This is a genomic window from Serratia sp. NA_13, from assembly GCF_052691735.1.
Genome location: NZ_JBQZFV010000013.1, coordinates 122,342 through 141,883, shown reverse-complemented (window position 1 = coordinate 141,883; position 19,542 = coordinate 122,342). Strand labels below are relative to the sequence as shown.

The window sequence follows — 19,542 nt, the reverse complement described above, 5'->3', positions numbered from 1 at the left end:
AGGCAGGCAGGCAAGAATGCTGTGGAGAATAACTCGCTTAGCGGTGACAAATCCCGTGAAACGGTTAAACAGGTCGCGGAATCCCTGAAAAATCAGGTCAGGGATAAGCTTGGTGAGGGCACAACGTCTTCCATCGCGAATGCGATAATTAGCGGTCTTGCGGATACAGGCGATGCAGCATTAGGTGGAGCGGATTATGCAGCTGATGCGGCAATGGCGCTGGCGTCATGTGCCACCGGGGATAGTTACTGCGGCACGGCGCTGAATGACCTGGCCGGGAAGAACCAGGCGGTAGCGGACAGCGTGAAAGCGCTGATGAGTAGTGAAACCTGGTCGTCGGTGAAAGACACAATAGTACAGGCGTCTGAAGGAAATCAGCTTGCGCTGGAAGCCACGGGCGGGATGCTGGCCGGGATAATATTGCCGGGTAAGAAAGTTCCGCATGTGCCAAATGCCGGGGCAGTTGGCAATATGAGTGAATTCCTTAAGCAACCAGGCTTTGGTAGTGAAATCAAAGAACTATCCAAAAAAACCAGTAAGCAATATCAGGGGCAAAGTGTCTATCAGGCAAATAAGCCCGTAGGTGATTATATTCAGAAAGGTGATCAGTTTTATTTAGATGCTAAACATAAGGACCATATAGAGGTCTTTGATAGTACAGGAACAAAAGTGAGGGCGGTCCTTAATCTTGATGGTTCATTTAATGACGCAAAAACTAAAGCTGCCAAAGCTGAAGGTCGAAGGTTACCAAAATGATTGATATCAGTATGTTAGATAAGTTTAAAGATGCTTACTTGGAGCTATTAAAGCAGCAAGAGGGAAAAGAGCTTGAGATGGATAATCTTTATTTGGAAAAAGATTATTCAATCGTTGATAGCATTCAGAGCAGCATAAAAAATCTTAACTTAACAATCGAGTTATTCTTTAATGCAAAAGAAAATAACGATGAATTAGCAATGCAAGCAGCTTTGCTACGTATATCAACTTTTTTATCTGGGATATATGGAGTTTTTTATCAAACCACTGAGGATATTGACAGGTTTTTCAAACTTCCTAATGGGAGACATTTCCCGGAAGATTATAAAATCCCAGAGCATTACAACTATCCCATTAAGTAAAACGAATCCCGGCCAATGGCCGGGGTTCTTATATCTAAACCCTAAAAACCTCCACTTCCCGCCGCCGCAACCGGAGCACTCCGGGCGCGGCGGTGACTTCCAGTTGTTCCGCGTTGGTGATCCCAGACTCGGTGAGCTAATCCCCACCAATCACCAGCCCACCGCTCTGGCGTACCCAGTCCGCGCCCAGATCCGGGCGGTACTGGCTGGCCTCACAGAGGGCTTCCCAGGTGGCATCATCGGTGACAATGGTGATCCACAGGCCATCGTATCTGAGTGCAAGCTGCACCGGTTCACCGAGTCCAAAACCCAGCTCGGCCAGTTCAACGCCAGCGATCGTCAGTTCGGGGATCGGTTCGGGGGTAAAGGTAATGTTCATAGGGCGCCCTCCGTGGCGGGTGCGATGCGGATGATCAACTGACCCGATCTGCTGGCCGGTGATAAATCCGAGCGGCTCCAGCCAACGCTCCTTGAGGGTGAGCTGTGTTGCTCTGCCATAATCAACACCTTACTAGTTGTTGTGGTCAGCGGGCTGTCGGTGTTGCTGCACCGTCAACCCGCGCTAAAAATCCGCTTGTTAGCTGCCAGTCTCCTGTTGCTGCGCTTGTGCAATCACCGCGTCGAGCATCTCAGTGGCCATCTTCTGCCGGACCTTCGGTAACTGACTGATTACCTCAATTTGCTGCTCAAGTCGCGAGGCCGGGCCGCGCTTGCGCGGGGTGTGTGCTGTCTCTTCGCCCAGCCCCCCTTCCAGAGAAACCGAAAGCAACTTCGCTACAGCAGGCAGGACGGATATCTGTATCCGGCCTCTGCCAGCTTCTCAGGACTATACCGCCTGTTGTGAAACATTAAGCGCGAGTGCCATCTGTGACTGCGTCATGCCAGAAGCCTTACGGAGTTCTGTCATGCGCTTGCCCAGCGCAGCCATAAAAAGTTGTTCTTCGTTGGAAACAGGAGCGGCCATCGTCGTTTTTACCGTTATCTCGCCGGAGAAGAACCTGTTCCACTGCTTCGGCTGTGGTGCGGCGGGGTCGGTGGTTGACTGGCTGATGAAAACGGAAGGCTTCTCGCTTCCCAAAGCGGTGTTGCGGCTGCGTGCGTTCAGCGGGCGCGACGGCGTCACTGTGGTAGCACAGGACGGCAGCATCACCGCCACGGCCAGCACCCTGCACAGTGACCAGGGCGCTGTAAGGGTTGTCTGCCTGACGGCCTCAGCTGAAAGGCTTAATACCCGCCCGGCTGCGTCTGTCTGCGGCGGGTCGCAGTCATACCTCCTTGCTCCTCTCCGCCTCGCCAGCCCGGGCCCGGCAGACGGTTCACCGGGCCACAGGCGAGCTGTTGTAAGTATCCCACCCACCCGAAGAATAGTGGTCTGATCCCAGTCAATGACTGGGTGTACAAAACTGTTAGATACAAGGAAGTAAGCCAGTAAAAAAATAATACAGATTTAATTGATTTATTTTTACTGCTCTGCCTACTATTTAGAGTCCACAATGCCGCGGACAACCTTTCCAGGTAATGAGAACCAAATGGCACATAGTTCAAATACTCGATATTGCTATCTGTATCGACAGTTCGGTAGTTAACAAGATACTTCTCTCATGTGTTAATGAGCGATCCCATATGAAAAGTGGAGGAAGTTGTGAGTAAGGATTTGGAAATTTCTATTTCAAGTGGTCGTTTCAAGAAGTTAAGGGAGTGGAACAGGAAACGAAATTACTACTTCAAGGAAGTAAAGCTTAATATTAAGATTTATATTGCAAAGCTTATCTGGGATAAGCGTAGAAAAAGCAATTTTGATATCAAAGTAATCAAAACTGTACTGCTCCTTCGCAATGAAGGAACAATCGGAGATGTTGTGGTTTCAACGCCACTAGTGAAGTGCCTTTATGAGTCGGGTTATAAAGTAGATTTATTGCTTACAAAATCAAGTAGCGTAGCTATGAAATACAACCCCTATGTCAGGCATGTCTACGAGGCTGGGGACTGTAATAATGAAGTATTTTTAAAAAGCTTTAGCCACACAGTTGCAGACTCAACAATTAAATTATTACGTGAAAATAATTATGATCTAGTGGTTGATCTTTGTTTGTTTGATATCCCTGTACATAGAATGATGCTTTTTCGGGACATAAACGCAAAGGGTGTTCTTGGGTTCAATAAATGGGGTTGTATGAATCACTACAGCAAATCCATTTCATTTAAGAATGGTAAGGAGCATGTGACAAAAGCCATTTCCTTGGTGGCATATAACATGGCTCTTGACTTTAAAAATCGTCACGCCTATGACTTGCATATCCCTACAGAGATTACTTTTGAAGTGCAAGAGTACTTAAGCGCATGGGAAGATAAAGTGAAAATCGTTATTAACGCTTTCACTGGAAGTCCAGAAAGGAATTTATCTCAAGAACAATTATCTCAAACTATTGAGATGTTTAGCAAAAAGTTAGATAACATAATTTTTATTATTCTTGATCATAGGAAGGAACTGGATGTACATCTTCCCGATAATGTTGTTATAAATCCATTTAACTCACTGCATCACGTCATGGAGCTGATTAGAAAAGTTGATCTGGTTATTTCTCCAGACACTTCGATTGTACATATCTCTGCCGCATGGAAAAAACCATTAATTTCTGTTTACAAAAACATAACTGACAATAATGACTTGTGGGCGCCAGGTTATAAAGAAGCGAGTCAGATTATTGTTAATAATAGAAAGATATCTGATGTGGAAAACGTTCCCGATCTTATATTACAAGAGGCACGGAGGTGCGGGTATCTAAATAGAATGGATCCTTGAATCTTAGACACCTCGACACTGATGTTAAGATTGTAGTAGCACAGCCAAGTCAGAGGAATAATGGGTTACCGCATAGTCTGGGGGTGCCAGAAAACAGCATACAATTTTGCACCCCCTAAAGCACCCCCAAATATTTATTGATGTAGGTAGAATCCGGTTGAGCTCCGGAGACAAGAATAAACATTTAACCCAGTTATTACGGGCGTTTTATTGAATTCAGGAGAGTGTGGGAGATATTGATTGGCGGAAGATCACAGGAGTCCAAAAAACCAATTAACCACATGAAATTAAAATTAAAAAATAAAATTAACATGTTGGTATATACAAAAAAATATACACAAGCCCACTTGTGCTCTAAGAGGGCAAGCATGGGCACCTTCGGAGCGATTTGAGGAAATCAAGAGGTGAAACTTTGGATTTTACTGATAACTGCAGAGCTAAATTTTACGCATAGTGAGTTAATAAAAAGCGGCTCTACACTAGCGCAGTATGATAAATATCCTTGTAGGTACTTCTTTTTATCATCTGTTAGCGAATCCCACTTAAAAACTAGTGTTCTTATTTCTCTTTTCTTATCTCTACCAAGAGAAATTTTCCCATCATTTGTTATCACTAATCCTGTAATGGACATCTTTCTTTTTTTCGAAGAGTGTTTTGTCTTTGATGTATTTAAAATTAATCTGCTGGGGTATTCCAGTGTTCTCAATAATTTTATAAGCTGATTAGGCATGCTGAAAAGCACATCTTTTTTATTAGTCGAGAAGTACATGTCATCAGCATATCGACTGTAAGTCACACCAAGAGAAGCACAAAGGTCATATAATTTCATATCCAATTTTGAGCAAACAAGATTTGATATAACTGGAGATGTAACTCCCCCCATGGTTAACCTTCCTTTGTAGCAAACGATCTTCAATAATAATTCAAAATCCTCTTCTGACCAAATACCTTTTAACTCGGATTTATTTTCACTAAGGAAAAGGAGAATGTCATTTGAGGTTATAGATTTAAAAAAATCAACAAGATCTAACCTTAGTAGAAATTTATTATCTTTATGAATGTTAGCATTTTTTAAAACAGAAGATCCTCTACAATATGCCGTACATCTAGGGTGGAGTTTTATTTTCCCTAAAAAATCATCATGTAGTACACGTTGTAGTAGCTTCAGCTCTTTTTGTGGTTGATAAACAACTCTTACCCCACCATTTTTCTTTGGTATGCTGAATTTATTGTATCTATCATTAGCCGTATTTGCGATCATCAATACGAAATCATTAGTCAGAACTAAACTGCTAGAAAGATAATCAAGAAGCATTTTTCATCACCACCCTTAATTTTTCTTTAAAGTCCTTGATGAGAATAAGATTAGACAAAGCTCTGGCTCGACTTTTTAAAATACTCTCAAGTAGTTTATTTGTTGACTCGTGATTGAAAAATTTTTCGAAATCCACACAAGAAAAATATGATTCTTTATCACATCGTGAGACTTTAAATAAACCTAATGCTATTCCAAGAGATAGCATAAAACCGATAGTATCTTTTCCTCTAGACTTTTCTTTAAATCCAATTAACTCAGACGATAATGCGGAAATTTCTTGAGAGGATATTGGCCCAAGAGAAGCAATTACATATAAAAGAAAGAATAGTAAAACTTTTGGTGAATATCGATATTCACCATATTTATTTTCATCAGAAAGTGATGGTCGTGATTTCCTATCCAACCTCTCATTCACGCTAGGAATGCATGTCAAAATGGTTGAGAAGTCCGTGTAAATTGCAGGCTTGAATTTTGAATCATTATTCACCCACATTACTGGCCCTGTATTAATAAAAGATGTATCTCTTTCAAACTTTTTATCTAATATAGGTAAAAGTTTCTTTCGAAGACCATCACTTAACGAGAATGCACCTAATTCAGCAACCGTTCCATAGCTTTCAACGAGAATTATGACCACATCAGAGAAATCTGCTAACCATTCCTCCAAGGCTAAGGCATTTACATTTCTACTGCTTTCACTATTACTAATTACATCCCAAGCTAACTCGGCTCTAAAAGTAAGATATTCCTTATGGTGTTTCTTTATATAATCCTCAAGGATTCCACGATTCTTACACGATTTCTCCTCGCCACCACAAATGAACAGAATCTTAGGGAGATAGTAGCTTAACTGAGTTAATTCACTCGCTGAAAATTTAGCAATGAAATCCTTACGCGCACTTTTATACTTAGGATGATTTATCCACATTCAGTATTACCCTTACACAGGTCACGAGACGCAAGCTCGGGAGGTGTCCAGAGGACGCCTCAGGATCTTGCGGTGAGAAACCAAACAATAGAATCGGGTCGGCTATACACCAACCACAAGAAAGCACACTAGGCACTCTCTAACTAAGGGTATGATTAAGCTAGCATGTTAATGTAGCGTCTTCAAAAATTTGTTTAAAAAGATTTATAGAAAAACTGTTCACAGTGTTCACTTTTGGTTTTAGTTGTTTAAAAACAATAAATTAACCAGTGATTAGTTGGTGATGAGTTTGCACTAACTGGTCACTCACAGTGAACAGTCAGACCCCAAAATGCAAATTACCGGCCCGAGCCGGTGATTTATTGCGCTGTGGGTGAGCGACAGTGAGAAATTTCAGGCAGAGAAAAGGCCTGCAATGCAGGCCTGAGTAGTCACCGCTACGGGGTTCCCCGGTGTTGGGTGTATGCGGTTTATACAGAACGACTATAAGCGGCCCCGCACAACAGCGTCCAATGGGTTCGGCAGATCAATAACCGCCTATTGATCGGCAGAAACGATCGTGTCGCTATTCGCTTAGCGCATTTCACACTTGGGGAGCCAGTCGGCTTCGCAGTCTTCGCTCAATATCAGGTTGGTCTGCATCCCCTGATTGGTCTTGCGTTTCAACAGCGCGATTTCATACTCACGCAGGGTTTGCGGCACTGCACGCCCGAACGCGGTCAGATTCAATGGGTACTTGTGTCCCCGCGCCTCCATGTAAGAGAGGTACGCGTGATACAGGTATTTGCGTGGGTTCGCCGGGGTAATGTTGGCATTACCGATATAGAGGCCGTCAGGCGCACTGACCGCCAGCAGATAGCCACAAAAATCGACCAGCGGATCGGCACTGCGTTTAATCTCCAGCGCTTCATCGGAGTTCTGTTGGGCCTCGAGTAATACGCGTGCGTCATTGGGCGCGGCAAAACGCTGCATCAGGTGGCGCACGATCACCGCCAATTCACCGGTGATTTTTGCCAGCAACTGCGGGTCACGTTCATGGGCCGGTATCACTTCCGGGAACGGCAGGATCACCCGGCGACGGGACACCCCGCCGCTGCGGTCACTGAACTGCATCGGATTGTTATTCACCGCCAGAATCACCGCCGGAATGTGCGTTGAGTAGGCATCACGGTATTTAGGGTCGATAGCCACCGCATCACCGCCGGTGATCGCTTTGATGCCCGCGCCGTCACCGCTCCATTTCTCTTGGTCAGGCAGGATAATCAGCGAAAACCCGACCACGGAAGCGCGCTCCCGTGAGGATTCCAGCGTATCAATGGTGGCCGAGGTGGTGTTGTCTTTCCCTGCCAGCAGGCTGGCTATTGCGGCCATCACGCTTTTGCCGCTGCCGCCCGGCCCGGTGACCTCAAGGAACAGTTGCCAGTCATAGCGGTTCGCCAGCACCATAAACAGCGCGGCAAGAATACGCGCCTGCTTGTCGGGTTGCTGCCCGGCAGCGCGGGTCAGCCAGCGCCAGAAGTGCGGGGCGTGGTCGGCCAGATTTTCCCCGGCCTTGGGCGGCGTGTAGTCCACGCTGTTGACGGTGCGCAGCCAGTGCGTTTTCTGGTGTGCGCTGAATTGCCCGGTGGTGGTATCAAATACCCCGTTACGAAAGCCAATCAGGTGCCGTGCCGGCGTGCCCATTTGCGGCACCATCAGCCTGAGCGTGTCCAGAATGCTGTTGATACCTGCTGCTGAGAACGGCGCGCGGATTTTCTGGAACAGCGCGGCAATCTCGCGGCTGAGGACCCGGTACGGCAACACCTGCCATGCGCCATTTTCATAGCGGCACAGGTCTTCACCGACCAGTGGCACGGCCAGCAGGTGCTGGTAGTGCTCCGCCAACAGTTCGGCCTTTTCACTGGCGCTCAGGGCTTTCAGGTCAGCGTCGCTGAGCGTATCAAACGGGCTGGGTTGCTTGGGCTGGCTAAAGGCCGCCAACTGCGCAAGCGCGGCCAGCTTGCCCTGTTGCTGGTATACGTCGTTCCAGTCGCCCACCTCTGGTGGTAGCGCCGGTTTGCCGCCGCTCAGTTGCGCAGCCTCGGCGGCGCGGGTTTGGCCTGTGCCGTTCTCGTCATTGTCGGCCGCCAACAGTAACAGCGCATCAGGATAGTTAGCGCGCAACTGCTGCGCCATGGCGGGCAGGTTATTGGCGCTGAGCGCGACACAGACACTTTCTCCGGTCAGTTCATGCACGGTCAGGCCGGTGGCGTAGCCTTCGGTCAGCCAGATAACGGCATTATCCTGCCCCGGCAGGAAGTGGCAGGCATGTTTTATTTGCCCCCCTGCCAGCGTGCGCTTATCGCCTGCGGCGTTGATTAACTGGACGTTGACCACCTCCCCGGCGCTGTCGGTCAGGGGGACCAGCAGGTCGCCGGGCTGGTAAGTGATACCGCCCACGCGCAGCGATGGCCCCTGTAATGTCAGGGTGTCGCTATCCGGCCAGCCTTTGGCTGTCAGGTAGGCATTTCCGGCCTGCTGCCGGGCGCTGGCGAGCAGTTGTCTTGCCTGCTGCGCTGCGTTATTTCGCGCCTGCGCTTTGTCCTGCTGTTCCTGTTGGGGATTGTATTCGGGCAACGCACTGCCCGATGGCTCACCCAATGCTCCGGCCACCTTCACAGCGGCCTCCTTGGCGGTCACGGCCAGCGCTTTTTCGACCAGATTCAGGCCATCACCACCGCCGCACTGGTTACAAAACCATGTGCCACGTCCCTGCAGATTATCAAAGCGAAAACGGTCTTTGCCGCCGCAAACCGGGCAGGGCTGCGCCCGACCTCCTGCGAGGATGTGAATGCCCAGCGCGGGAAGTAAAACCGGCCAGTGGCCGGTTGCTGCACGTGAGGTGTGAGAAACGCTTAATGCGGTCATTGTTTTGCCTCCTCAGTGCACGGTGGTGTTACAGGTGACGGCCATCCGGCCACAGCACAGCTCATCCATCATCTTTTGGCCGAGCGTGGTCAGGCGTGGCGGCGCCACCAGAATATCCGGCTGCACCATGTCACTGAGCATCGTGCAGGCCATATCCATGCCCACCTCCGCGCCGTGCTGGCGAACAAAGTAGCCCTCAATGTCCATCGCAATCGCCATTTGCAGCTCATCCAGCGTGTAGCCGGCGGTCACCCGGTAAAAGGCGCAGGTATCGAGATAGGCATGGGCCAATGCACGGCGGTAAACGGCAGTACGGACTTCAACGGGTAAACAAGATTGTAGGGTGTTCATGCGGCGGAAGCCTCCATGCTGGCGAGAATGTGGGAGTCACAGGTTTTGACGATCTGTCCGAGCTGGTCAGTGAGAACGGCAATGACTGATGCAAAGGCGGCTTTCTGAGCGGCGTCTGGGCGCTGGCCGGTCGATTCAAGCGTGTCCAGCATGTCGAGGAACAGCACGCCGGTAGAATGCGCGTGCTGAAGACGCAGGAAATCAGCATGCGGAATAGGATAGAAGGTTTCACTGTGGAAACGGGCAGCCAGCGTATTCATGCCACCCCCTGTACGGGCAGACGGCCCGCAAACGACAGAATGTAGTCACGCGCCAGTAGGCGGCGGGCGCTGCGCTCGGAATCCGCCACGGTGCGCAGCATGCACGGGGTTGCCGTCAGAGCAGTACGGCGAATGGCAGCAAACAGGAAACAGAATTCAGGGTGAGTCGGGGTGAGGATAGTAGCCATGGTGGCAGCCTCCAATAAGTATTGGTTATTGCTACCACCGAAGTTCCTACGCTTATGGGTGGTAGCCCAGACGGGGGTAGGAATACCGGCCTTATTGGAAACCGGCCAGCCCGAAGGCTGCCCCGCCTGAGCCACCATTGTTTGATAGCCACAGTAGCATATAAACCACTGTGCAAAAAATGAGCGCACTAAGGCCACGACATAAAAAAACACGCATGGCGCGTGTTGTGTCGCCAATAAGTAACACGGGTTCCTACGCCCGGCTGCCGATTGTGCGACAGCGGGGGGACTATAGCGCAGGGCCGGACGCGGGGGCAAGCGGTAAGACACCCCCGGATGTTCAATCGATCGCATAGTGATCAACAGTCGGTAAGCTGGTCATTGCGGGTATCGGCTCCCGCATCGGTCAAGGGGATCGGCCCGGCACGGAACAGGCGCGGTTCAGCCTGGCGACTCGCCAGACGGATAACGCCGTGTTTTTCACTGCGGTGCTCCGGCAAGACGACGCCAGGCTCTTTACGCTGCAACAGAATAGCTTCCGCCACAAACAGCGCGTCGCGCTCATCAAGGGTGAAATGCTGGCGACCAAAGGTTAGCTGCATCATGCGGCGGCCCCCTGGTGACGGTTAGCGATACGTTCGTCCATCCACTGCTCGACCTCGGAGGCCAGCCAGGCGACGTTTTTACCGCCGAGGGAGACCTGAGCCGGGAACTGCCGGCGGCTCATCATCTCGTACACGGTGGAGCGGGATAGACCGGTGGTGTAGAGCACTTCCGGCAGGCGGATAAAGCGCTCGCGCGGGGTGTAACCGCCAGGGAGCACCGGCGACAGAGTGGATGTGGCGGGGGTGGAAACGGTCAACATAAAACGCTACCTCTTTGTGTCCGGCCAACGCTGGCCGGGACTGTGTGAACTTCGGTAGCGCCCTATTATGTGAATATTTACCGGGGTGGCAACAAGGTGTTGTTGTGTGGTGGAACAGATTTTATGCTTATTTTTCAATCAAGTGGACAACGTTGGCCGATACTGACCTTTATTGGCATTTATTGACCGTTGTTGGCAAACCGGCCGGAAAGCCTGAACGATGAATGGACGGTTGATTAATAGGGAAAAACCGCCAAACACCGCTAGCCAGGGAAAAGGACGTCTTGGGCCGGGTGAACAGTGGTGAACACTGGGTGAAGAGTTTAGTGAGAAGTGTTCACCCTTTTATTTACTGATTTATCTATATTTTTTCTTTAGGTGAACAGTAGTGAATAGTTTTAGGTAAAACTAAAAATGGCTTGATGGTTTTCTCATCAGTGCTCGGGGCTGTTGTCCTGGGGACAGTCCAACCGGGATGAATGGCGATGTTGTACGGCGGTCAGCAGAATAGCTTCACATTGACTGACACCGGAGACATGACCATGAGCACCACCGCCTTACCGAAATACATCACCGATAAACTGCAAGCCCTGCGTGACGCTCGCGCCGCCCACGACAAAAACTACCAGGCATTGACCGACGTCGTAACCGGCATTGCCCGCTGCCACCAACAGAAGAAAGACACCGAAGTGCAGAGCCAGGAGGCAGAAAGCCAGTGGCGCACCCTGTTTCGCAAACTGCGCGGAGAAATGACGCCGGAACTGCAAGCGCAGCACCACAGCCGGATTTCCAAGCGGGAGCTGGCGAAAGAGTTCGACGGCCTGATTGAGGAGATGGAGCTGGACAAAATGCAGCTTCACCTCAACTGCGGCGGCACAGCCCCGAAGGTGGTGAACGCGCACAAAGACGCCCTCACGACCTTTGCAGCTCACGCGATGCATCAGGCCGTGGATGCGCTGAGCACAGCGCTTATCAGCCCTGACGTTATCAAGGCGTGTGCACTGGCTTCACGGGCTTACGGCGTCTATGCGGACAATCCGATGAAAATGATTGAGCAACAGGTACTGGGAACGCTACAAGGCCGTATTCACGTTGCCATGGCACAGCAAAATATCGACCACCCGGTGCTTAATGAGATTGGCCTGACGATACCGGAAGAAACGGGCGCATTGCCGGAACTGCAAAGAAGTCCAGCCAAACGCATGCAGGCTGTCGCAGAACTGAAGGAAAAACGTCAACGCTTGCAGCAGAAGGGGGCCAAATCATGATGCGCTGCCCGCTGTGCACCCATGCATCCTATACCCGCACCAGTCGCTATATCACGGAGCGGACGAAAGAGGCGTATTACCAATGTCAGAGCCTGACCTGTTCTTGCACATTCAAGACGGTGGAAAGCGTCGATAAAATCCTGTGCCAGCCGATACAAGCGCAACCGGTCGATGAGAATGCCTTGCCACCGCCGGAGAAACGGACGTTGAACCGCTATCGCCGTTACAACAGCAATCCTACCTTGCACTAAGCATTCTCCGCCCCGCCGCTCTCGACAGCATCGCGGGGCATCCCTCTTTCGCCTCGCCCAAAACAGCCTTTTTCCTGGCTAGCCAGCCACAAATTGCGCGTGCATGCATAGGGTGCATGATTTTGCATGCAAGAAAATGCACTTTTCATCCCCTGCCGCACCAGTACCGGCGCGGCCTGCGGCCATTCATGCAACTGCATGAAAAGCGACACATGAAGTGCGCAGGCGAGGCGGGGATAGTATTGCGCGCATATACATAAACTCTTTAATTTCTAGGGCTTATTATAAAAAATAAAGCCCATGTAATTATAAGCGTTTGGTAGATGTATTCTACGGGGAGTCAGCTTTTATAGAAATACTACCCTCCAGAGATTCTTTCACGCGTTTAACACAATTTGTCAGTTCAATAATTGCACCTCGCCGGAAAGAGTTTGGAATTTTTCTTTGGTAAGAATTTAAACCGGAGTACAGTTTCTTAAGATATGGCAACTCACCTGAGAGAAAATCAGCAAGATTTGAGAAATTATATTGAGATGATAGGTGATCGGAAAATGTCTTAATATCGTGAATAGACCAAGTGTTCTTTATAGCGTCAATGATTATTTTTACATCTAAAGTTTCGAGAAGTTTGAATTTGAACTTTGATTGATATATATCTATATCTATCGCGATCCACCCTCCATTAATCATTTTCTCTCTTAGTTCTTTTATTTTTTCTTTATCCATTATCTCACTGTATTTAGTAAGAAAGAAATTGTATAAATCATTACCATCTCTTCTTAAAACATGAGATGGGATATCATCAACATTTGGATGGGTCTCACGAAAATATGCTTTTACTTCATCTTCACTAAAGCTCAATTTTTTTTCTTCAATTTTTTTATTACTCAAACCCTTGATTCTCTGAATGTATTTTGACTCAAGTAGCCTAAGGTAGTTAGATGTAGCTGTTAACCAAACTGAAAGTTTTGGAGAGTTCGTTTTTAATATAACACTTTCAATCTCGTCTAAGTAATCTTTTTCAGAGATTTTACACAACTCCGGTTGTACTAATGCAGCATAATCTTTTCTTTCTAGATGTTTATTTGTAATAAAAATATATGGAAGAATATCTTTCTGAGATATTACATTAAAGCAATATGGAACCATGTTATTATTGTAGGATTTGTAGGCTGTAATGTTTAATAAATTACTTTCTTCCTTGCTTATCTTACCTGACTCCTTCTCGGATTTAACAGTAAGCGTTTTTAACGATGATGTAATGTAATTCTCATGAAAATCACTTTCCTGATAGGAAAATTTTTCTTTAAGTATTATATGAGCACAAAGTGAGCTCACTAAATTTTTAATGTCTATGTCTGATATTTCATTTCCAGAAGTTGAGCTTTTTATTAAAGGTAAAAGTTTCACAATTATTCTATTGATAATGCGTAAATTAGACTCTTCAAATCCTATAATAACTTGAGCTATTGTGTTTCTACAATTACTTTCTACGTCACTTAACTTTAGCTCCAATATTTCAGAAAGATTATTGATTGAAAAATATATCTCATCACTAATGACTTTTTCTTTATGATTTAATATCTCGTTACTTTGCTTCGAAAAATTACCGACTAGAATATAGTCTAACTGGTTATCATTCTGATAGTTTTGCAGGCAATATGTCGCTATCTCATCTCGTAACGACTGAGGGATTCGCTCAAGATCGTCAATGATAAAAACACCCGAAAGGTCCTTAAGTACATAGTCTTTCATCACCCCTGAAAAAGTTGATATAATTTTCTCGGTCAATTTACCCGTATTTTCTTCTTGAGTAAAAGCTGAGGCAGCACTTGCGGTTAAATCCCCTAGTTTATTTATTTCTGAGGGACTGTCTAAGTACGTAACGCTTAGCATTCTATCTTTGAAATCCTGTAAACTATTCAACCCTAGCGCAGACATATAAAAATGACTTACATCTGTATAATAATTTTTGAATTCACTTTGTAGGAAATAAGTTTTACCGACCCCCCACTCTCCATTTATCAATATAAGCCCATCACGGGGCTCTTGTAAAATTCTAATCAAAACACTTATTATTGTTTCCTTATTCATAATGTATTCCTTTCTGTTCTTTTGAATGTTGTGATATTTACTTTTCCGGGCATAGTAAATCACTATACCATTGTAACATATGCAATCTTTTTTCTAAGTATTGAGCATGATTGTAAGTGCACCGAATACTATTCTTATCCACATGCGCAAGTTGCATCTCAATCCAGGCGCTATCAAACCCCTGTTCATGCAATATAGTAGACATCGTATGCCTGAAACCGTGGCCAGTGGCTCGTCCCTTATATCCCAGCAGCTCTATTACCTGATTCACACTTTCCTTACTTATAGGCTTTCTGCGGTTGTTTCGTCCAATGAAAATGTAAGGATAGTGACCGGTGATCGGTTGTAGCTGTTTAAACAGTTCAACCACCTGAGTAGATAGCGGCACAATGTGCGGGCGGCGCATTTTCATACGTTCGGCAGGGATCTCCCAGATGGCGCGCTCAAGATCGATCTCTTTCCACGTGGCAAAGCGCATTTCTTGCGTGCGCACGCCGGTCAGCATAACGATCTTCGCTGCATTCTTAGTGATGATACTACCGGTATACCCTTCTAAGTCCTTAACAAAATAAGGTAGTTCCTCGGCCGAAAGGAACGGATGGTGCTTTTGCTTGGGCACGGCTAATGCGCTGGCGAGATCTGGGGCTGGGTTATATTCCGCCCTACCGGTAATAATCGCGTAGCGGAAAACCTCCCCACATCGCTGGCGAACCTTACGGGTCTTCTCCAATGCCCCACGCTTCTCAATGCGCCGCAGCACTTCCAGCAACTCTAACGGCTTAATTTCGACAATGGGGCGTTGACCAACATACGGAAACACATCCTGCTCAAAGGTGCGCATGATTTCTTCTCTGTAAGCCAGAGTCCACCGGTCAGCCTTGTTCGTGTGCCATTCACGGCTAATCGCTTCAAAGGAGTTCTCGACAGAAAGCTTCTGAGCGAGCTTTTGCGCCTTTTTCTCGGCTACTGGGTCAATGCCATTCGCAACCTGCTTACGGGCCTCCCCACGCTTTTCTCGCGCTTCAGCCAGCGTTATCAAGGGGTAGGTACCAAAGGACATCAGCTTGGCTTTTCCGGCATAGCGATAGCGAAAACGCCAACCTTTACTTCCATCAGTATTGATAAGAAGGGACAGGCCTTGGCCGTCGTTGAGGGTGTAGGGTTTTTCCTGCGGTTTGGAGCGTCGAATTTGTATGTCAGTTAGAAGCATGTGTATAAGTGGATTCTGTGTATAAAAACTTTATACGCATCACTATACACATTTTTCACGGATTCAGGCAGTATCACACGGACTTACACGGACATCAAAACCAGTCAATGCATTGATTTATTGTATTTTTATGGATTTATCGGGAACTGTCAGGACAATCTTTGGCGGAAGATCACAGGAGTCGAACCTGCCCAGGACCGCTGGCGGCCCCAACCGGATTTGAAGTCCGGCCGCCCCACCGGGGACGAGGATCTTCCTTCGGCAACAGGAAGCAAGGGGCTGATTATAGCGCAGTTTACCCTTGGCGCTAAGAGGGAAATACGCTAGCCCCCGGCATATGCCGGAGGCAGGTCGGGTTAAGGCTTCAGCAAGTCTTTCACATCCAGCAGGATAAACTCGTTTTCATCCGCCACATTCGGCTGGCGGCTGGAAGAGAACGGGAAGTTATTGTCGTTGCCGACGATAATATGGCTGCCATCCACCACGTCGACATTTTCAATGGTGAAGAACGGGAAGGTCAGCACGCCGTTATTCAGCGGTTTGCGCGCCAGCTTGTTTGGGTCCTGAATGTTCATCAGGTCAATATAGGCCAGTTTATCGACCAGTTTACCGACGTTGTCGTCAGAAAAAGCGATTTTGTATACTCGCTTGAACTTCGCCACCTGACTGAAGCAGTTGTCTGTAGGGGCACCCGCAGCGCAGGCTTTGTCCGCCGTGCCTTCGTTATTATCGCGCTCGATCACCAGGCCATGGGTGGCGTCGATCATATTAAAATCGCCGATAGCGTTCCGGTTGTCTTCCAACACATACTGCCAACTGCGGCCGGTCCAGGCCTGTTGTTTCACGTCAAATTCCAGCACCCGCAGATAGCGTTTACCATCGATGTTCTCGAATTTTTCACCGTCCCACAGCGCGCCTTCAAGCAACGGGTACAATTTGCTGCCATCCGGTGATGCCGCCATGCCTTCAAAACCTTTGGAACGTGCTACCTGGAAGTTCTGTTTGCCGTCCGGTGCACCCGGCAGGGTCAGCGTCGGGTTATCCGGCGACTTCACCACCTTGCCGTCGACCTTGGTATCGAACACCGCCAATACCTTACCGTTCAGATCGGCCTTAATCAGGTAGGGGCCGAACTCATCGCCAATCCACAGGGCATTGTCGGCAAACTGGAAGCTTTCCAGGTCAAAATCGCTGCCGGTCAGGTAACGTTTATCGGTGCTCTCATTGATGATATGGAAGGGGACATTTTTGTCCGGATCGTGCAGGAATACCGTTTTCAGCGGCGTCACCGTGCCGTTGTCGAAGTCGATTTTGTAGTGATTGAGGTACAGCATGGCGTCCGGTGAATTGGCCTTGCTGCCAAAACCGTTGTCGGTCAGCACCCAGTAGGTACCGTCGGGCATATGTTTGATGCCGGAATGGCCCTGCAAGGGTTGCCCGTTGATTGGCAGGCCAATACCGGTCATGCGATCGGCGGATTTACCCGCCACACTGCCCAGTTCGGTCACGCGTTTGCCGCTGGTGTATTTACCGCTTTGCTGTAAATCGGCGGGGGCATCCTGCGGTGCGGCAACGTTGGATTTCACCGCCAGTAACGCGTGCCCGGCCAGGGTTGCCTGCACCGGCTGAGCTTGCGCCCACAGGTTAGTGCTCAGCGCCATACAGCCGGCCAACAGAGCCAGGCGGGTTTTGGTTATGTGCATGTCTTGGTTCCCTTTTTGTTGTTATCACCCAGAAGTAAAAGCAACGTCACTATAGGGAACCGCAATGACAGTAATATTATTCGGCGAACGCCCGCCGGTAGCTGTGCGGATGGAAGCACCCGGTGATGGCGATCAGCACCACCACCAGCAGCGCATGGATTTGCCAATCCAGCACAAAGCCGCCGCTGTAATCACGCAACAGGCCAGAAATATAAGGCGTAGCCCCCGCCAGCAGGAATCCAACCCCCTGCATAAAGGCCACCAAGCGCCCCGCGGCCGCCGGGTGCGGAATATGATCGAGAGCCAGCACCAGGCACAGCGGGAAGGCGCCGCCCAGCCCCAGGCCGGAAACCAGCACCCACAACCACGGCAACGCCTCCGGCAGATAAATCAGGCCAATAAAGCCGATCAACTGCATGACTAATGCCAGCAATAATAACGGCCGTCGATCTACCGATCGCGCCAGCGCCGGCAACAGCAGCGCCCCGACGACCTGCCCGAAAGTCATCAGCGCCAACAGCGATCCGCTGGCCTGCGGCTGCCAGCCGAGCTGCATATAATACGGCGGCAGCCAGGCGATCAGGCTGGTATAGCCGCCATTGATCAAACCAAAATATGCGCCTAGCAACCAGGCTCGGCGGCTGAACCACAGGCTCGGCCCGGAGGAGGTTCCGGACGGTGTCAGGCGTGCCAGGCCGCGGCTGACCGGCCACCAGGCGATTAACGCCACCAGTGCAGGCACCGCCCACCAGGCCAATGCACTGTGCCAGTCATGGCCGACACTCATCAACCAGGGGGTCATCGCCGCCCCCAGACCACCACCGCCCATCAGAGCCGCCGACCACAGCCCGGCCACCAGTGCCATCTGCTTGAGAAAGTGATGTTTGATAATGCCGGGCATCACCGCCTGGATCACCCCAATCCCCAGTCCACCCAACACCGCACTCAGCAGCAATTGCGTGCTGCCCGGTGCCAGTTCACGCCAGGCGGCCCCCAGGCCAATGGCCAACAGGCTCAGCACTACGCTGGTACGCTCGTCGAACAGGCGGTTGATCGCCCCACCCGCCAGCGCCATCAACCCCATCATCAGTACCGGCAAGGTGGTCAGCAGCGCCGCGCCGCCAAAACTCAGTCCGGTGGCCTGCCGCAACGTCGGCAACAACGGGCCGATCGAGGTCAACAGCGGCCGCATATTCAGGCCAATCAGCACCAGCGCCCACAGCAGGGGGTTGAACCAGCGGCGTAAGAAAAGGGGAGCAACAAATTGATTTAACACGGTCTATTCCTGAACTGCCGGGATGAAGAGCGCGGGGTCACAGAGTAGCGGCCGCAACGTTGCCTTACTCTAGGCCTCCCCGTTAGTATTGGGAAATTAAATAACAAAATAGCCAACAGTGGAAAAATGAATCGTTACCCGATGTTCAATCCGCAGCTACTGCTCAGCTTTGTCGCAGTATGCGACAGCAACAGCTTCACTCGCGCCGCAGAACGGGTGTTCTTGTCACAGTCGACCGTCAGTCAACAGGTACGCCGGTTGGAAGAAATGCTGGGTAAACCCCTGTTCGAACGTTCGTCTCATCAGGTATTGCTGACCGAGGAAGGCGTCAAGCTGTTGAGCTATGCGCGGCGCATCATAGCGCTGAATGAAGAGGCGCACGACGCCTTGACCGGCATCTGGCGCGACGGGGTATTGCGGCTAGGTATGCCGGAGGATTTCGCGGTGCCGACCACCGGGCTGCTGGCGGAATTTAGCCGGGCGCATCCACATCTGCGGTTGGACGTCACCAGCGGCCTGAGCGCCGATCTGCACAGCGCCTACGCCCGCGAAGAACTGGATCTGATCTTGGTTAAACAACGCCGCAGCCAGCCGCCGCGCGCCGCCAGGCCGGAACCGCTGCTGTGGCTGGACAGCCAGGCCTTTCCGGCGATCGAACAATCCCCGGTACCGCTGGCGGTGTTCCCGCTCAATGGGTTATATCGCGATGATTTGTGTCAGGCGCTGGATAACCTCGGCAAGCGCTGGCGTATTGGCTACAGCAGTGCCAGTCTGGCCGCACTCACCGCCGCGTCTGCCGCCGGGCTGGGCGTCACCCTGCTGCCGGCCAGTTGCCGCTTGCCCAGCCACAGGGTATTGGGCAACGCTGAAGGTTTACCGCCGATCGACAACATTGAGCTGGCGCTGTATTACCGCGACAGCGCCCCCGCCGCTACGCCCGCGCTGGCCGAACGGCTAAAGGCGTTTTGTGGGTTGGTGTGAGGAAATCTGTAGCTTGATTAG

18 protein-coding genes, 1 tRNA gene and 3 pseudogenes are annotated in these 19,542 nt (G+C 49.7%); 7 read left to right on the top strand and 15 right to left on the bottom strand.

Annotated features, from left to right (window positions below; genetic code table 11):
- Positions 1-756: pseudogene (locus ACUTSU_RS17605) on the top strand (hypothetical protein); the annotation flags it as partial.
- Positions 753-1,118, top strand: a complete 366-nt coding sequence (locus ACUTSU_RS17600; RefSeq protein WP_445654456.1) for a hypothetical protein — start codon at positions 753-755, stop codon at positions 1,116-1,118. The pseudogene ACUTSU_RS17605 and the gene ACUTSU_RS17600, both read left to right, overlap by 4 nt.
- Before the next feature lie 34 nt (positions 1,119-1,152).
- On the opposite strand, the pseudogene ACUTSU_RS17595 reads toward ACUTSU_RS17600, so the two are convergent.
- Together ACUTSU_RS17595 and ACUTSU_RS17590 are read right to left on the bottom strand one after the other, a co-directional pair.
- Positions 1,153-1,497, bottom strand: a pseudogene (locus ACUTSU_RS17595) (hypothetical protein).
- Positions 1,498-1,695: 198 nt separating this feature from the next.
- On the bottom strand, positions 1,696-1,887 hold the full coding sequence (locus tag ACUTSU_RS17590; protein WP_445654455.1) for a hypothetical protein: 192 nt from the start codon (positions 1,885-1,887) through the stop codon (positions 1,696-1,698).
- A 208-nt stretch (positions 1,888-2,095) separates the two neighbouring features.
- On the opposite strand from ACUTSU_RS17590, the pseudogene ACUTSU_RS17585 reads away from it, so the two are divergent.
- Together ACUTSU_RS17585 and ACUTSU_RS17580 are read left to right on the top strand one after the other, a co-directional pair.
- A pseudogene (locus tag ACUTSU_RS17585) lies at positions 2,096-2,231 on the top strand (CHC2 zinc finger domain-containing protein); the annotation flags it as partial.
- A 529-nt stretch (positions 2,232-2,760) separates the two neighbouring features.
- Positions 2,761-3,921 carry a glycosyltransferase family 9 protein gene (locus ACUTSU_RS17580; RefSeq protein WP_445652887.1) on the top strand — a complete coding sequence of 387 codons (1,161 nt, stop codon included), beginning with the start codon at positions 2,761-2,763 and terminating at the stop codon, positions 3,919-3,921.
- A 397-nt stretch (positions 3,922-4,318) separates the two neighbouring features.
- On the opposite strand, the gene ACUTSU_RS17575 is transcribed toward ACUTSU_RS17580, so the two are convergent.
- The 8 genes from ACUTSU_RS17575 to ACUTSU_RS17540 all read right to left on the bottom strand — a co-directional run bounded on the left by ACUTSU_RS17575 (position 4,319) and on the right by ACUTSU_RS17540 (position 10,738).
- Positions 4,319-5,236, bottom strand: coding sequence for a retron St85 family RNA-directed DNA polymerase (locus tag ACUTSU_RS17575; RefSeq protein WP_445654454.1), 918 nt, complete (start codon positions 5,234-5,236; stop codon positions 4,319-4,321).
- Positions 5,226-6,167: a retron St85 family effector protein gene (locus tag ACUTSU_RS17570; RefSeq protein ID WP_445654453.1), complete on the bottom strand. Its 942-nt coding sequence runs from the start codon at positions 6,165-6,167 to the stop codon at positions 5,226-5,228. Before ACUTSU_RS17570 ends, ACUTSU_RS17575 begins: the two co-directional genes overlap by 11 nt.
- 573 nt (positions 6,168-6,740) lie before the next feature.
- Positions 6,741-9,074 (bottom strand): primase-helicase zinc-binding domain-containing protein, encoded by a 2,334-nt coding sequence (locus ACUTSU_RS17565; protein ID WP_445654452.1) that lies wholly within the window; start codon positions 9,072-9,074, stop codon positions 6,741-6,743.
- Between the two features lie 12 nt (positions 9,075-9,086).
- The gene (locus ACUTSU_RS17560) at positions 9,087-9,425 is read right to left on the bottom strand and encodes a DUF5375 family protein (protein WP_445654451.1); all 339 of its coding nucleotides are present in this window, start codon (positions 9,423-9,425) and stop codon (positions 9,087-9,089) included.
- Positions 9,422-9,685 carry a hypothetical protein gene (locus ACUTSU_RS17555; protein ID WP_419225629.1) on the bottom strand — a complete coding sequence of 88 codons (264 nt, stop codon included), beginning with the start codon at positions 9,683-9,685 and terminating at the stop codon, positions 9,422-9,424. Before ACUTSU_RS17555 ends, ACUTSU_RS17560 begins: the two co-directional genes overlap by 4 nt.
- A complete protein-coding gene (locus ACUTSU_RS17550) occupies positions 9,682-10,227 on the bottom strand; it encodes a host cell division inhibitor Icd-like protein (RefSeq protein ID WP_419225628.1) in 546 nt (181 codons plus the stop codon). The genes ACUTSU_RS17555 and ACUTSU_RS17550 overlap by 4 nt, the downstream gene beginning before the upstream one ends.
- A gap of 5 nt (positions 10,228-10,232) precedes the next feature.
- Entirely contained in the window at positions 10,233-10,478 is a 246-nt protein-coding gene (locus tag ACUTSU_RS17545; protein WP_445654450.1) for a hypothetical protein, read from the bottom strand.
- A complete protein-coding gene (locus tag ACUTSU_RS17540; RefSeq protein ID WP_445654449.1) occupies positions 10,475-10,738 on the bottom strand; it encodes a helix-turn-helix transcriptional regulator in 264 nt (87 codons plus the stop codon). The genes ACUTSU_RS17545 and ACUTSU_RS17540 overlap by 4 nt, the downstream gene beginning before the upstream one ends.
- A 542-nt stretch (positions 10,739-11,280) precedes the next feature.
- Here ACUTSU_RS17540 and ACUTSU_RS17535 point away from each other — a divergent pair.
- Both ACUTSU_RS17535 and ACUTSU_RS17530 read left to right on the top strand, forming a co-directional pair.
- Complete coding sequence (locus ACUTSU_RS17535) at positions 11,281-12,006, top strand: NAD-dependent aldehyde dehydrogenase (protein WP_439056366.1); 726 nt, start codon at positions 11,281-11,283, stop codon at positions 12,004-12,006.
- Positions 12,003-12,257 carry an ogr/Delta-like zinc finger family protein gene (locus tag ACUTSU_RS17530; RefSeq protein WP_015376189.1) on the top strand — a complete coding sequence of 85 codons (255 nt, stop codon included), beginning with the start codon at positions 12,003-12,005 and terminating at the stop codon, positions 12,255-12,257. The genes ACUTSU_RS17535 and ACUTSU_RS17530 overlap by 4 nt, the downstream gene beginning before the upstream one ends.
- 330 nt (positions 12,258-12,587) lie before the next feature.
- Here the strand turns inward: ACUTSU_RS17530 and ACUTSU_RS17525 are convergent, their stop codons facing one another.
- The 5 genes from ACUTSU_RS17525 to ACUTSU_RS17505 form a co-directional block, all read right to left on the bottom strand.
- Positions 12,588-14,351 (bottom strand): P-loop NTPase fold protein, encoded by a 1,764-nt coding sequence (locus ACUTSU_RS17525; RefSeq protein ID WP_445654448.1) that lies wholly within the window; start codon positions 14,349-14,351, stop codon positions 12,588-12,590.
- 37 nt (positions 14,352-14,388) lie between these two features.
- On the bottom strand, positions 14,389-15,561 hold the full coding sequence (locus ACUTSU_RS17520; RefSeq protein WP_445654447.1) for a tyrosine-type recombinase/integrase: 1,173 nt from the start codon (positions 15,559-15,561) through the stop codon (positions 14,389-14,391).
- 162 nt (positions 15,562-15,723) lie between these two features.
- Positions 15,724-15,818, bottom strand: a tRNA-Sec gene (locus ACUTSU_RS17515).
- A gap of 99 nt (positions 15,819-15,917) precedes the next feature.
- Positions 15,918-17,264, bottom strand: coding sequence for an esterase-like activity of phytase family protein (locus ACUTSU_RS17510; RefSeq protein ID WP_445652896.1), 1,347 nt, complete (start codon positions 17,262-17,264; stop codon positions 15,918-15,920).
- Between the two features lie 76 nt (positions 17,265-17,340).
- Positions 17,341-18,540: a CynX/NimT family MFS transporter gene (locus tag ACUTSU_RS17505; RefSeq protein WP_445654446.1), complete on the bottom strand. Its 1,200-nt coding sequence runs from the start codon at positions 18,538-18,540 to the stop codon at positions 17,341-17,343.
- Positions 18,541-18,666: 126 nt separating this feature from the next.
- Between ACUTSU_RS17505 and ACUTSU_RS17500 the strand changes: the two genes are divergently transcribed.
- Positions 18,667-19,521 carry a LysR family transcriptional regulator gene (locus ACUTSU_RS17500; protein WP_445652898.1) on the top strand — a complete coding sequence of 285 codons (855 nt, stop codon included), beginning with the start codon at positions 18,667-18,669 and terminating at the stop codon, positions 19,519-19,521.
- The last annotated feature ends 21 nt before the right edge of the window (positions 19,522-19,542 follow it).